General features: G+C 72.7%; 11 protein-coding genes. 2 read left to right on the top strand and 9 right to left on the bottom strand.

The genetic code is table 11. The annotated features are described in order from the left end of the window. Positions 1-86: 86 nt before the first annotated feature. The 4 genes from OOJ98_RS23515 to OOJ98_RS23500 are packed head-to-tail and all read right to left on the bottom strand — an operon-like array spanning position 87 to position 6,140. The gene (locus OOJ98_RS23515) at positions 87-2,717 is read right to left on the bottom strand and encodes a polynucleotide kinase-phosphatase (RefSeq protein ID WP_267056915.1); all 2,631 of its coding nucleotides are present in this window, start codon (positions 2,715-2,717) and stop codon (positions 87-89) included. Next, entirely contained in the window at positions 2,714-4,225 is a 1,512-nt protein-coding gene (locus OOJ98_RS23510) for a 3' terminal RNA ribose 2'-O-methyltransferase Hen1 (RefSeq protein ID WP_267056914.1), read from the bottom strand. Before OOJ98_RS23510 ends, OOJ98_RS23515 begins: the two co-directional genes overlap by 4 nt. A gap of 47 nt (positions 4,226-4,272) precedes the next feature. Further along, on the bottom strand, positions 4,273-5,208 hold the full coding sequence (gene mmuM / locus OOJ98_RS23505) for a homocysteine S-methyltransferase (protein WP_267056913.1): 936 nt from the start codon (positions 5,206-5,208) through the stop codon (positions 4,273-4,275). Positions 5,209-5,210: 2 nt separating this feature from the next. Beyond that, the gene (locus OOJ98_RS23500; protein ID WP_267056912.1) at positions 5,211-6,140 is read right to left on the bottom strand and encodes an LLM class F420-dependent oxidoreductase; all 930 of its coding nucleotides are present in this window, start codon (positions 6,138-6,140) and stop codon (positions 5,211-5,213) included. A 248-nt stretch (positions 6,141-6,388) separates the two neighbouring features. Here OOJ98_RS23500 and OOJ98_RS23495 point away from each other — a divergent pair, with 248 nt between their 5' ends. After that, entirely contained in the window at positions 6,389-6,754 is a 366-nt protein-coding gene (locus tag OOJ98_RS23495) for a hypothetical protein (protein WP_267056911.1), read from the top strand. 408 nt (positions 6,755-7,162) lie between these two features. Here OOJ98_RS23495 and OOJ98_RS23490 read toward each other — a convergent pair whose 3' ends face one another. The 5 genes from OOJ98_RS23490 to OOJ98_RS23470 form a co-directional block, all read right to left on the bottom strand. Beyond that, entirely contained in the window at positions 7,163-7,654 is a 492-nt protein-coding gene (locus OOJ98_RS23490) for a DUF6099 family protein (RefSeq protein WP_267056910.1), read from the bottom strand. Between the two features lie 126 nt (positions 7,655-7,780). Beyond that, positions 7,781-8,170, bottom strand: coding sequence for a nucleotide pyrophosphohydrolase (locus OOJ98_RS23485; RefSeq protein WP_267056909.1), 390 nt, complete (start codon positions 8,168-8,170; stop codon positions 7,781-7,783). After that, positions 8,167-9,324: an AAA family ATPase gene (locus OOJ98_RS23480; RefSeq protein WP_267056908.1), complete on the bottom strand. Its 1,158-nt coding sequence runs from the start codon at positions 9,322-9,324 to the stop codon at positions 8,167-8,169. The genes OOJ98_RS23485 and OOJ98_RS23480 overlap by 4 nt, the downstream gene beginning before the upstream one ends. 218 nt (positions 9,325-9,542) lie before the next feature. Further along, positions 9,543-9,932, bottom strand: a complete 390-nt coding sequence (locus tag OOJ98_RS23475) for a cell division protein SepF (protein WP_267056907.1) — start codon at positions 9,930-9,932, stop codon at positions 9,543-9,545. A 175-nt stretch (positions 9,933-10,107) separates the two neighbouring features. Further along, positions 10,108-10,518, bottom strand: a complete 411-nt coding sequence (locus OOJ98_RS23470) for a Fur family transcriptional regulator (RefSeq protein ID WP_267056906.1) — start codon at positions 10,516-10,518, stop codon at positions 10,108-10,110. Between the two features lie 564 nt (positions 10,519-11,082). On the opposite strand from OOJ98_RS23470, the gene katG reads away from it, so the two are divergent. Then, positions 11,083-13,311: a catalase/peroxidase HPI gene (gene katG, locus OOJ98_RS23465; RefSeq protein WP_267056905.1), complete on the top strand. Its 2,229-nt coding sequence runs from the start codon at positions 11,083-11,085 to the stop codon at positions 13,309-13,311. Positions 13,312-13,519: the final 208 nt, after the last annotated feature.

Below are 13,519 nucleotides of genomic sequence, written 5' to 3'. Positions count from 1 at the left end.
GTGCTCGGGGCGGGCCCGGACGCCGCGGGGCGGGGGGCCCGCCCCCAGCCGCGGGACGGTCCGCCCCGCGCACCGGGGTGACCGGGTCAGAGCCGGGGGTCGACCGGCTCCGATTCCAGGGCGAGCACCGCGAAGACCGCCTCGTGGACGCGCCACAGGGGCTCGCCGTCCGCGAGGCGCGCCAGCGCTTCGAGGCCGAGCGCGTACTCCCGCAGGGCGAGCGAGCGCTTGTGGCCCAGGGAGCGCTGCCGCAGCCGGTCGAGGTGGTCCGGACGCGTGTACTCGGGACCGTAGATGATCCGCAGGTACTCGCGGCCGCGCACCTTGATGCCGGGCTGGACGAGCCGGCCCCGGCCGTCACGGGCGAGCGCCTGGAGCGGCTTGACGACCATGCCTTCGCCGCCCGCCCCGGTCAGCTCGAGCCACCAGTCGACGCCGGCCCGCACCGAGGCCTCGTCACCGGTGTCCACGACCAGGCGGCGGGTCCGCCGGACCAGCCCCGTCGGGTCGTGCGCGGCCAGCCGGTCGAGCCGGGCCAGCTGCTCGTCGTGGGGCACGCCGGCGAAGCTGCGGCCGTGCCCCGCCAGGATCTGGAACGGTGCGATCCGCACGCCGTCGAGTCCGTCCGTGGTCCAGCAGTAGCGCCGGTAGGCCTCGGTGAACGCGGCGGCGTCGGCGGCCCGTCCGCGCTGGTGGCCGAGCAGCTCCCCGACGTCCACGCCTCGGGCCGACGCGGCCTCCAGCGCCTGGACGGCGGCCGGGAACACGGCCCCCGACGCGGCTCCGACCGCGGCGTACTGCGACCGCAGCAGCCCCGCCGCCTTCAGCGACCAGGGCATCAGCTCGGCGTCCAACAGGAGCCAGTCCGTGCCGAGTTCGTCCCACAGACCGGCTGCGGTCACGGCCGACCGCAGCCGCCCCAGGACCTCCTCGGTGACCACCGCGTCGTCGAAGAACGGCCGTCCGGTACGGGTGTGCAGCACCCCGGTCGCGCCGCGCGCCCCGAACCGCTCCCGCGCGACCTCCGCGTCGCGGCAGACCAGGGCCACCGCCCGGGACCCCATGTGCTTCTCCTCGCACACGACGTGGGCGACGCCGTCCTTGCGGTACTGCGCGAACGCCTCCCGCGGATGCTCGAGGAAGCCTTCCTGCGCCGAGGTCGCGGTCGGCGACATGGTCGGGGGCAGGTAGGTGAGCAGCGCCGGGTCGACGGCGAACCGGCTCATGACTTCGAGGGCCGCCGCGGCGTTCTCCTCGCGCACGGCGACCTTGCCCATCAGCCGGGTGTCGACGATCCGGCGCCCGTGCACATCGGCGAGGTCGAGGGGCCGGCCCTCGTGGCCGCCGGGCGCGTCGGTCGCCATCGGCCTGGCCGGCTCGTACCAGACCCGTTCCGCCGGCACGTCGACCAGCTCGCGCTCCGGCCAGCGCAGCGCGGTCATCTTCCCGCCGAACACGGCGCCCGTGTCCAGGCAGATGGTGTTGTTGACCCAGGAGGTGTTCGGCACGGGGGTGTGGCCGTACACCACCGCCGCACGCCCTCGGTAGTCCTCGGCCCACGGGTAGCGCACCGGCAGCCCGAACTCGTCGGTCTCGCCCGTGGTGTCCCCGTACAGCGCGTGCGAACGCACCCGGCCCGATGTGCGGCCGTGGTACTTCTCGGGCAGCCCGGCGTGGCACACGACCAGCTTGCCGCCGTCGAGCACGTAGTGGCTGACGAGCCCCTCGATGAACTCCCTCACCTGCTCCCGGAAACCGTCGTCCTCCTTCTCCAACTGCTCGATGGTCTCGGCGAGACCATGGGTGTGCTGGACGTTGCGTCCCCTCAGGTAACGCCCGAGCTTGTTCTCGTGGTTCCCGGGCACGCACAGCGCGTTGCCGTCGGCGACCATGCGCATCACCCGGCGCAGCACGCCGGGGCTGTCGGGGCCGCGGTCGACGAGGTCTCCCACGAAGACGGCGGTACGGCCCTCGGGGTGGACGCCGTCTTCGTAGCCGAGCCGGCCGAGCAGGGTGTCCAGCTCGGAGCGACAGCCGTGGACGTCACCGATGATGTCGAAGGGGCCGGTGAGGTGGGTGAGGTCGTTGTACCGCCGCTCGATGGCGATCTCGACGCTCTCCACCTCCGCCACGCTGCGCAGCACATGTACCTTGCGGAACCCTTCGCGCTCCAGGCCGCGCAGGGAACGCCGCAGTTCGCGCCGGTGCCGGCCGATCACATGGCGTGGCATGCCGGCCCGGTCCGGGCGCCGGGCGTTGCGCTCGGCGCAGACGTCCTCCGGCAGGTCGAGGACGATCGCGATGGGCAGCACGTCGTGCTCGCGCGCCATGCGGACGAGCTGTTTGCGGGACTCCGTCTGGACGTTCGCGGCGTCCACGACGGTCAGCCGCCCCGCGGCGAGGCGCTTGCCCGCGATGTAGTGGAGCACGTCGAACGCGTCGGAGCTGGCGCTCTGGTCGTTCTCGTCGTCGGCGACCAGGCCCCGGCAGAAGTCGGAGGAGATGACCTCGGTCGGCTTGAAGTGGCGCCGGGCGAAGGTCGACTTGCCCGAGCCGGTGGCGCCGACGAGCACGACGAGCGAGAGGTCGGTGACGGCGAGCGTCCTGGCACCCTCCGAGGCGGCCGACGCCGCCGGGGCCTCCGGGGTCTCCGATGTGCGCGGGGTGTGTGGGGTGGCCGGGGTGTGTGGGGTGGCCGGGGTGGTCTCTTCCCTCATGCTGCCTTCGCCTCCTTCGTGGTGTCGTGCCGGGTGGGCGCGCTGTCGCCCGGGGTGGGCGCGTCGGTGCCGGTCAGCGTGAAGACCGCCATCTGGGTGGGCGGCCCGACCTCCGGGTCGTCGGGGCCGACGGGCCCGAACTCGACGGCGTAGCCGTGCTGTTCGGCAACGGTGTGCGCCCAGGTCCGGAACTCCGCCCGGCTCCATTCGAATCGGTGGTCCCCGTGGCGCACGTGCCCGGCGGGAAGCGTCTCCCAGCGGACGTTGTACTCGACGTTGGGCGTCGTCACGATCACGGTGCGGGGCCGCGCCGCGCCGAACACGGCGTACTCCAGCGCCGGCAGCCTCGGCAGATCCACATGCTCGATCACCTCGCTGAGCACCGCCGCGTCGTACCCCTTGAGCCGTTTGTCGGTGTAGGCGAGGGAGCCCTGCGTCAGCTTCACCCGCGCTGCCTGACGCTCCGTCATGTCGGCGATGCGCAGTCGCCGGGCCGCGGTGTTCAGCGCCCGCACGGACACGTCGACCCCGACGATCTCGGTGAACCGCGCGTCCTTGAGGAGCGCCTGCACCAACTGGCCCTGCCCGCAGCCGAGGTCGAGCACGCGGGACGCTCCCGCCGCGACGAGTCCGGCGATGATCGCGTCCCGGCGCTGCTCGGCCAGCGGCGCCGGCCTCCGCTCCGTGTCGCGGCTTTCGTCGACGGAGTTGTCGACCTCGGCCACGTCCAGGCCCTCGGCCTCGGCGAGCCGCACCAGTTCGAGCCGCTCCGTCGCCTGGCGGGCCAGGCTCCGGCGGCGCGCCAGGTACCGGTTGGTGATGAGCTGCCGCTCGGGGTGAGCGGCCAGCCAGCCGTCGCCGGCCCGCAGCAGCTTGTCCACCTCGTCCGGTGCCACCCAGTAGTGCTTGGCGTCGTCGAGCACGGGCAGCATGACGTACAGCTGCCGCAGCGCGTCGGCCAGGAGCAGCTCGCCTTCGAGCACCAGGCGTACGTAGCGCGAGTCGCCCCACTGCGGGAACTGCGGGTCCAGCGGCACGGGTTCGGCGGTCACCGTGGACCAGCCGAGCGGCCCGAACAGCTGGTGCACCAGCTCCGCGCCGCCGCGCGCGGGCAGCGCCGGCACCTCGATGCGCAGCGGCAGCGGTGTGGCCGCCCGCTCCGGGAGCGCCTGGCACACGCCGCGCAGCGCGCTCTTGAAGACGGTGGACATCGCGACGGACATCAGCGACGAGGCGGCGTAGGGGCGGTCGTTGACGTACTGCGCGAGCGCTGCGTCGGGCGCGCCGCCCCGCCCCTTGCCCTGACCTCGCCTGACCAGCGCCACCGGATCGACCTCCAGGAGCAGCGCGGCCGTGCAGCGCTCGGCGGTGGCCTCGGGGTAGAGGATGTGCGCGGTGCCGTGGGAGGTGGAGAAGCGCTGCGCGTTGTCGGGGTGCTTGTGCAGCAGAAATCCGAGGTCGGTCGCGGGGCGCTCAGGGGTGCCGGTGGTGGTGATTGTCAGGAACACGCAGCCGAGTATTGCCTGGTCCCGGCCGCGCGCACCAAGGGTTTTCGCTACCCTCCGGCGCCCCTGACGCGCGCCGGCAGTTCGGCGATCCGCTCCGGCCCGACCCGGCAGCACCCTCCGACGAGCCGAGCGCCCGACGCCGCCCACTCCTCGATCCGGGCCGCGTCGAACGTCACGTCGCCCGTCCACCGACGGCGCTCCGCGTCCCACCGTTCGCCGCTGTTGGGGTAGACCACCACCGGCTTGCCCGCGGCCGACGCCGCGAGGGGCACCGCCCGGCCGGCGTCGGCCGGAGTGCAGCAATTGGCGCCGACCGCGATCACCCGGTCCTCGCCCGCGACGAGCCCGAACGCCTCGGCCAGGTCCTGTCCGGCCCGTGTGCGCCCGTCCTCGATGCTGTACGAGAGCCACACCGGCACCCCGCATCCCTCGGTCGCCCGCAGCAGCGCCTCCGCCTCATCGATGTCGGGCACCGTCTCCAGGGCCAGCACATCGGGCCCCGCGGCCACCAACGCCTCGATCCGGGGCCGGTGGAACCGCTCCAGCTCGCGCACGCTCAGCCCGTACCGCCCCCGGTACTCGCTGCCATCGGCCAGGAAGGCGCCATAGGGCCCGACGGAGGCCGCCACCCAGACGTCACCCCCGGGCGCCCCCGAATCCGTCGATCCCCTCAACTCTGCAGCTCTGCGCGCCAGTTGAACACTTTCACGGAAGAGGTGCTCGGCCTCGCGCCGACCGAGGCCCCGGCGCGCGAACCCTTCGTACGTCGCCTGATAGCTCGCCGTGGTGAGGACTTGGGCGCCCGCCCGTACATACGCCTCGTGCGCCGCCCGGATCTGCTCCGGGTCGTCCGCGAGCAGCCGGGCCGACCACAGCTCGTCGCTCAAGTCGCAGCCTTGAGCCGCCAGTTGGTTGGACAGGCCGCCGTCCAGGACGACCGTCCCGCGCGCGAGGGCCGCGGCGAGTGTCCGGGCGGGGCGCACCGTCAGGCTCCGGTCAGCTGCGGCAGCACCCGCGCCGAGATCAGTTCGAGGTGGTCGAGGTCGTGGAGGTCGAGCAGTTGCAGATAGATACGGGACGAGCCGGTCGCCTCGTACGTGCCGATCTTCTCGACGACTTCGTCGGGCGAGCCGGCGAGGCCGTTGGCCTTGAGCTCCTCCACATCGCGTCCGATGGCGGCGGCCCTGCGGGCCACCTCCGCGTCGTCCTTGCCCACACACACCACCAGCGCGTTGGAGTACACCAGGTCGTCCGCCTTGCGCCCGATCGCCTCGGCGGCGGCCCGTACCCGGGCGAACTGCCGCTCGCTGTCCTCGATGGAGGCGAACGGGATGTTGAACTCGTCGGCGTACTGCGCGGCGAGGCGCGGGGTGCGCGTCGCGCCGTGCCCGCCGATCAGGACGGGGACCTTGGCCTGCGCGGGCTTGGGGAGCGCGGGTGAGTCGCTGAGCTGGTAGTAGGTGCCCTGGTAGTCGAAGGTGCGGCCCACCTCGGTGGCCCAGAGCCCGGTGACGATGGCCAGCTGCTCCTCCAGCCTGGCGAATTTCTCCTTCGGGTAGGGGATGCCGTACGCCTTGTGCTCGTCCTCGAACCAGCCGGCCCCCAGGCCCAGTTCGACCCGGCCGCCGGACATCTGGTCGACCTGGGCGACCTGGATGGCGAGGACGCCCGGCAGCCGGAAGGTGCCCGCGGTCATCAGGGTGCCGAGCCGGATGCGCCGGGTCTCGCGGGCGAGCCCGGCCAGGGTGATCCAGGCGTCGGTCGGGCCCGGCAGCCCGTCGGCGCTGCCCATCGGGAGGTAGTGGTCGGAACGGAAGAAGGCGTCGAAGCCGAGGTCTTCGGTGGCCTTGGCGACGGTCAGGAGGGTGTCGTAGCCGGCGCCCTGCTGGGGCTCGGTGAAGATGCGAAGATCCATGGCTCCATCCTGCACCGTGGAGCCGTCGTCAACCCTGCCTCCACGACTCCCCCGACGGAACCCCGGTCGGGTGAATATTGACCGCTCTGGTGGTGCACGCCCCCTCTGACCAGTGACGTTGAGGCCCAGTATTCGTTGGCTCGGGCGGAGCCGGAGTGCCCGGCCCGCGTGTCGGCGGCCGTGGCCGGTACGTCGACCGATTCTCCGCCCTCCGCCCCTGCCGGAGGGCTCGGGCCGAGGAGGCCGCCATGTCCCAGGAAGCCGTGCCGGAACAGACTGTGCCGGATCAGGCTGTGCCGCAGCAGTCGGCGCCGCACTCCGCGTCCGAGCGGAGGGGTGCGCCCAAGGGGCTGTTGCAGCAGATGGAGGAGCTGATGGCCGCGCTCAGCGCGGACCTGACGCAGCTCGACGCGGACCTCCAGTCCACCGCGGACCGCTCGTCGCCCGACGCCGGGGCGGGAGAAGCACGCGAGGCGGAGGAGCCGGTCGAGGCAGGCGAGACCGGCGAGGCGGACGGGCCCCGCGCGACCCTGCGGACCTCAGTGGCCGAGGGAGGCCCGGGGCGCGGGGAGCACGAGGAGCACGGGGAGCACGAGAGCCACCCTCGGCCGTAGGCTCCCGCCACCGCCGGGCAGGCCTCCCCGGCCCCGCGGCACGAGCCGCCCACGTCCACCCCACGGCGCGAGGCCGTCCAGGCCCCGGTGACACGCGGGCGAACCCTACGGCGCGAGGCGGCTCCGGCCCGCGACACTTGGCGGCCCGCAGCGCGAGGTGGCCCAGTCCCTCCCCGGCACCGGGAGGCTCCACGGCAGGAGAAGGCCCGACCGCCGCGACGCCGAGCGGCCCCACCGGCACGAGGTGACTCCGGCCCCGCGGCGCTGAGCGGCCCCACCGGCACGAGGGGGCCCAAGGCCCTCGCCGATGCGGCACTGGCCGTCCCCCACGGCGTGAGGGGCCCGGCCCCCGCGGCTCTCAGCGGCCGGCCTCCCGCGGTGCGGCCGGTCCGGCCCGGGACCCGTTCTTCAGGGCGGGCCCGTCGCCGAGTCGCGGAGCACCTCCGTCGATCTCTCCTGGGTCCGCAGCGTGATGCGCCGCAGCATTCCACGGACCCGGTCGGTGGATTCGTCGGCCGCGTCGATGGCCTCCATGCACTGCCAGTACAGGGCCTCGTCGTCGGTGGCGCAGGCCACGGAGACCAGGGCCATGGCGACGTCGCCGAGGAGCGCGGCCAGCGAGGTCAACGCGCTTGTCGCATCGCCCACTTCGGACAGCTGCGAGGCCCGGACGGCCGACCGGCGCAGGCCGGGATGGTCGAGGACCGCGCAGCCCCGGCTGCCGGCTTCGCTGAGACCGCGGGCCTCGCCCCTCAGCTCCGGCGGGCCGGAGGCCGCGAGGTGGCCGCCGATCGCCTGGGCGAGCGCCTGCGCCTGCCAGGCCTCCCCCACGATGTCGAGCACTGCCCCGCTCTGGGTCAGTGCGTGCCTGCTGACTTTTAAGAGCCGTACCGCATCCATCCGATGCCCCCGTTTCCCGTGCCGGACCCGGCGTTCGCGTCCACTACCTAGAGTGAGCTTGCCCGGCCCGGAAAGCCAGAGGAAATCGGAAATCTGTGCACAGCAAGGCGATTGTGAGTATCTCGGTCACTCAAAAGAGTGACTCTCCGTGGTCGAAGGCGAATCCGGCGGACCGGGCGACGGCTTCGGGTCCCCGGGCACCGGGAAGCGCAGTTCATTGCGGTCGATCTTGGCGTCGAGCGCCGCGAGGACGTCGATGCCGAGGACCTCGCAGAACTGGAGCAGATAGGAGAGGACGTCGGCGACCTCGTCGGTGACGCGGTGCGCGGTGTCCGGGTCGCTCATCACCCGGTCCGACTGTTCGGGGGTGAGCCACTGGAAGATCTCCAGCAGCTCGGAGGCTTCGACGCTGAGGGCGGCGACGAGGTTCTTGGGGGTGTGGTACTGCTGCCAGTCGCGGGCGGCGGCGAATGCGGCGAGCCTGCGCTGCAGGGCCGTAACGTCGAGTCGGGTCACGGTCGCAGGTCTACCACTGTCGCCCCGTGGGCCTCGCGGGCGCCGTCCGCGGTGCCGACGGCGGCGAGGAGCCGGATGTGGCCGCGGGCGCACATCTCGGCCGCGAGGGCGATGAGTTCGCGGGCCTGGCGGGGATCGAGCGCGCGGTCGAGCCCGTCGGCGAGGACGGTGAGGGTCTGCATGGCGGGCGGCACCTCGGCGACGGTGTCGACCGCGAGGACGCCGGGCCCCGTGAGCAGCACGAGGGCGAGCGCGAGATAGCGCAGTTCGCCCTCGCCGAGCCGCCCCACCGGGGTGCCGTGCCGGTTGCCGCCGCGCGCGAGGACGGCCCGTACCGTACCGTCGGCGAGTTCTTCGGTGGTCAGGCCGGTCACGGTGCCGTGGCAGCCGGCGCGGGCCGCGGTGACGAGCCTGCCGTGCCGGATGCCGCATTCGGTGCGGGTGCGGAGCAGGATCTCGGCGAGGTTCTCGCAGCCGCGCCGCAGCCGGCCGCCGGCGGCCCCCTGGGCCGGCACGACGGGGGCGCGCATGTGCTGCGGCTGGGGATCGCAGGGAAACACCGAGCGCAGCGCGACGACGACTTGTTCGGCCGCCGCCAGGACGTGCCGCTGGCCCTCCGTCTTACCGGCGACGCGCAGCGGCAGCAGCGCGGTGCCGAGGCGGTCGTCGGGCAGCGGCGCGCGCGTGACCGGGACCGCGCCCGCGGTGTGCCAGGCCGCCTGGACGGTGGAGCGGCTCGGGTCGCGCAGCGCGGTGCTCAGGAGCGTCTGCCCCTCGCTGGTCAGACGTTCGCCGACGACGCGGAGTTGCGGCTCGGCCTGGACGGCGAGGTCGAGGCGTACCGGCCCGGCGGGGCCGTCGACGGTGCAGCCGATGCGGAAGCCGCGGCGGCCCTGGGCGTCCGCGTCGGCGCGCTCCGGCACACAGCCGACGGGGTCGCGGAAGACGGCTCCGAGCGCCGCGCCCGAGCCGAGTCTGGCGAGTGCCTCGAACGCCTCCAGGACACTGGACTTGCCGCTCCCGCTCGGCCCGGTGATCAGGGTGAGGGGGCCGAGCGGGATGGCCGCGCCGCGGTGCGTCCGGAACGCGGAGAGCCGTAATTCGGTGACGGTGGGTCGATCGGGACGGCCGTTCCTGTCACTGTTGGTGGTCATGGCTCGGACCGTACGCAGCCCGAAAACTGACGAACCGTTCCGCCTCGTCGACCTTCCTACGAATGAGGGACGGTACGGCGGTGCGGGACGGTCCTGGGCGAAGCCGGTGGGGTCGGCGGCCATGGCGGGCGGCCGGTGACGGCGGCCGTGGGTGGCGGCGGAGGTGGGGCCGGAGGCGGGCGGAATACCGGTCGGGGATGCGGGGGCGGGATGCCCGGTCAGGGCTGCGGGACGACCGCCGCCGCGATGCCTTCCACTTCGGTGCCGGCCGGCGCGAGCAGGAAGACATTGCGGTCGACGCGGTGCATCCCGCTGCCCAGGCCGAAGACGACACCGGTGCTGAAGTCGAGGATCCGCTTGGCGACTTCGGGGTCCGCGCCGGTCAGGTCGAGCAGGACCGGGATCTGGGCCATGAGGTACTCGGCGACTTCGCGGGCGTCGGCGAAGATTTGCACGCGCAGGACGACGAAGCGCCGCTGTTCGACGGTGACGTAGTCGCCGGGGATGGTCTGATGGTCGGCTCTGGACGGCCATTCGTTGCGGCCGCGCAGCGGAACGACCTGGGCGAGGCCCTCCCACTGTTCGTCGGTGACGTCGTACCTGCTCACCGGACCACCTCGCCCACGTGCTGTATTTGCATTCGGCCATGATGACGCCGCTCACCCGTTCAGCCCAACTTCGACACGGCTGCGGGAGTGTCGCCCACGACTCGTTTCCGCGGAGGCGGGCGTCGGCCGACCGCGTCCCGGGGCCTTCCGGCCCCGGCTTCCCCCGCCCGTGCGGCTACGCGCAGGACGGGCACAGCCCGCGGTAGGTGACCTCGGCGCGGGACAGGGTGAAGCCGAAACGCTCCTGTGCGGGCAGGTCGGCCAGCCGGTCGCCGACCGGGTGGACGTCGCGAATGGTGCCGCAGCCGGAGCACACCAGATGGTGGTGCGGGCGGTGGGCGTTGGGGTCGTACCGCTTGGCGCGGCCGTCGGTCGAGACCTCCATGACCTCGCCCAGCGACACCAGCTCGCCCAGCGTGTTGTAGACGGTCGCCCGGGAGATCTCGGGGAGCAGCGCGGCGGCGCGGACATGCACCTCGTCGGCCGTCAGATGGACGTGCTCGCCGCTCAGGACCTCCGCCACGACACGCCGCTGGGACGTCATCCGCCAGCCGCGCCCTCGCAGCCGTTCGAGCAGGTCGCTCATGCCGTTCACCTGTCCACGGTTCGGGGTTGGACGGACACGCGCAGTGTGCCGGAGGGGGCGGCCGCGTTCCGAAGGGATATGGATTTGGTGTTTTTCTTGACTTGGATTTGGTCCATCGTAGGATCGAAAGCACCGATAGCCTAGGGACAAGAGGACTCCAGCACACCAGCACTGCGACACATCACCAGGAGACGCATTCGTGATGGGGGATCGCCGCCGCGAAGGCGCGGGACACCGGGCCGCGGGCGCGCAGCGTCCGCCGCGCGCCGTGGGTCCCTGCTCCGCCCCGGGCGCACGCCTGGGCGCAGCCTCCGGCGGACGTCGCCACGCGGCCTCCGGCGGAGCTCCCGGCGGACGCCTCGGCGGACGCCCCGCCGGGCGGTCGCCCCACGCTCTGCGCGACGGCTTCCGGGACGCGTGATCATGTGGGCCGTAGTCTTTGCCAAGTCGTGTACGCGGCCCTCCACTTGCCCACCAGTCGGCCGCGCGACGCGCCGCGTCACGGCCCGTCCGGCCGCCCGCAGTTCCTGAGCACCGTGATCCACCGAGTGAAGAAGGATTGCCATGTCCGAGAACCCCGATGCAATCGTCACCGACGCCAAGACGGAGGGCACGACCGGCTGCCCCGTCCTGCATGACCGCGCCCCGCACCCCACCCAGGGCGGCGGCAACCGTCAGTGGTGGCCGGAGCGGCTCAACCTGAAGATCCTCGCCAAGAACCCCGCGGTGTCCAACCCGCTGGGCGAGGAGTTCGACTACGCCGAGGCCTTCAAGGCTCTCGACCTGCCCGCGGTGAAGCGCGACATCGCCGCGGTGCTCACGGATTCGCAGGACTGGTGGCCGGCCGACTTCGGGAACTACGGCCCGCTGATGATCCGCATGGCGTGGCACAGCGCGGGCACGTACCGCATCAGCGACGGCCGTGGCGGCGCCGGTGCCGGTCAGCAGCGGTTCGCCCCGCTCAACAGCTGGCCGGACAACGTCAGCCTCGACAAGGCCCGCCGTCTGCTGTGGCCGGTCAAGAAGAAGTACGGCCAGAGCCTCTCCTGGGCCGACCTGCTGGTCCTCACCGGCAACGTCGCCCTGGAGACGATGGGCTTCAAGACCTTCGGCTTCGGCGGCGGCCGCGCCGACGTGTGGGAGCCCGACGAGGACGTGTACTGGGGCCCCGAGACCAACTGGCTCGACGACAAGCGCTACACCGGCGACCGCGAGCTGGAGAACCCGCTCGGCGCGGTCCAGATGGGCCTGATCTACGTCAACCCCGAGGGCCCCAACGGCAACCCGGACCCGATCGCCGCGGCGCGTGACATCCGCGAGACGTTCCGCCGCATGGCGATGAACGACGAGGAGACCGTCGCGCTGATCGCGGGCGGCCACACCTTCGGCAAGACGCACGGTGCCGGCCCGTCCGAGTCCGTGGGCAACGACCCCGAGGCCGCCTCCCTGGAGCAGCAGGGCCTCGGCTGGAAGAACACCTACGGCACGGGCGTGGGCCCCGACGCGATCACCAGCGGCCTCGAAGGCATCTGGACGAACACCCCGACCGCCTGGGACAACAGCTTCTTCGAGATCCTCTTCGGCTACGAGTGGGAGCTGTTCAAGAGCCCCGCGGGCGCCCACCAGTGGCGGCCGAAGGACGGCGCCGGCGCGGACACCGTGCCGGACGCCTTCGACCCGGCCAAGAAGGTCGCCCCGACCATGCTGACGACCGACCTGGCGCTCCGCCTGGACCCGGCGTACGAGCAGATCTCGCGGCGCTTCCTGGAGAACCCCGAGGCCTTCGCGGACGCCTTCGCGCGCGCCTGGTTCAAGCTGACCCACCGCGACATGGGCCCCGTCGTGCGCTACCTCGGCCCGGAGGTTCCGGCCGAGGAGCTGCTGTGGCAGGACCCGCTGCCCGCCCGCACCCACGAGCTCGTCGACGCCCAGGACATCGCCTCCCTCAAGGAGCAGGTCCTCGCATCGGACCTGACCGTGTCCCAGCTCGTCTCGACGGCGTGGGCCTCCGCGTCGTCGTTCCGCGGCAGCGACAAGCGCGGCGGCGCCAACGGTGCGCGCCTGCGCCTGCAGCCGCAGAGCGGCTGGGAGGTCAACGAGCCCGACGAGCTGGCGGCCGTCCTGCGCACGCTCGAAGGCATCCGGTCGTCCTTCAACTCCGCGCAGAGCGGCGGCAAGCAGATCTCGCTCGCCGACCTGATCGTGCTGGCCGGTACGGCGGCCGTCGAGAAGGCCGCGAAGGACGGCGGCACCTCGGTCGAGGTCCCCTTCACGCCGGGCCGCGTGGACGCCTCGCAGGAGCAGACCGACGTGGAGTCCTTCGCCGCGCTCGAGCCGACGGCCGACGGGTTCCGCAACTACCTGGGCAAGGGCAACCGCCTGCCGGCCGAGTACCTGCTGCTCGACCGCGCCAGCCTGCTGACCCTGAGCGCCCCCGAGCTGACCGTCCTCGTGGGCGGCCTGCGCGTCCTCGGCGCCAACCACCAGCAGTCCGCGCACGGCGTCTTCACGGACCGGCCGGGCACGCTGACCAACGACTTCTACGTCAACCTGCTCGACCTGGGCACGACGTGGAAGTCGACGTCGTCGGACGAGTCCACGTTCGAGGGCCGCGACGGCTCGGGCAACGTCACGTGGACGGGCACCCGCGCCGACCTCGTGTTCGGCTCCAACTCCGAGCTGCGCGCGGTCGCGGAGGTCTACGCGAGCGACGACGCCAAGGAGAAGTTCGTACGGGACTTCGTCAAGGCGTGGGACAAGGTCATGAACCTGGACCGGTTCGACCTGGTCTGACCGTCCTTTTTCGGACACCCGCGGATCCGCCGCCCGCCCCCGATGACCACCTCGGGGGCGGGCGGTTCCGTGTCCCGCAGGGGCCGCACGCCCGCGCCCGGCACCGTCGGGTTCGCGCCAAACCCGGGCGGCGGAGCGGGCGCACACGTTCGACGGAGCGGGCGGCTCATTACGCTGGGGTGGCAGACGTGGAAGGCGGCAGAGAGCC

This window comes from Streptomyces sp. NBC_00083, assembly GCF_026343295.1.
In the GTDB taxonomy this organism is placed as follows: Bacteria; Actinomycetota; Actinomycetes; order Streptomycetales; family Streptomycetaceae; genus Streptomyces.
This window is presented reverse-complemented; position numbering and strand designations above follow the sequence as displayed.

What these genes read in the sequence shown, in the direction of transcription:
- OOJ98_RS23515 (WP_267056915.1), bottom strand. Translation starts at nt 2,717, where the DNA reads ATGAGGGAAGAGACCACCCCGGCCACCCCACACACCCCGGCCACCCCA.
- OOJ98_RS23500 (WP_267056912.1), bottom strand. Translation starts at nt 6,140, where the DNA reads ATGGATCTTCGCATCTTCACCGAGCCCCAGCAGGGCGCCGGCTACGAC.
- OOJ98_RS23495 (WP_267056911.1), top strand. Translation starts at nt 6,389, where the DNA reads ATGTCCCAGGAAGCCGTGCCGGAACAGACTGTGCCGGATCAGGCTGTG.
- OOJ98_RS23490 (WP_267056910.1), bottom strand. Translation starts at nt 7,654, where the DNA reads ATGGATGCGGTACGGCTCTTAAAAGTCAGCAGGCACGCACTGACCCAG.
- OOJ98_RS23480 (WP_267056908.1), bottom strand. Translation starts at nt 9,324, where the DNA reads ATGACCACCAACAGTGACAGGAACGGCCGTCCCGATCGACCCACCGTC.
- OOJ98_RS23470 (WP_267056906.1), bottom strand. Translation starts at nt 10,518, where the DNA reads ATGAGCGACCTGCTCGAACGGCTGCGAGGGCGCGGCTGGCGGATGACG.
- katG (WP_267056905.1), top strand. Translation starts at nt 11,083, where the DNA reads ATGTCCGAGAACCCCGATGCAATCGTCACCGACGCCAAGACGGAGGGC.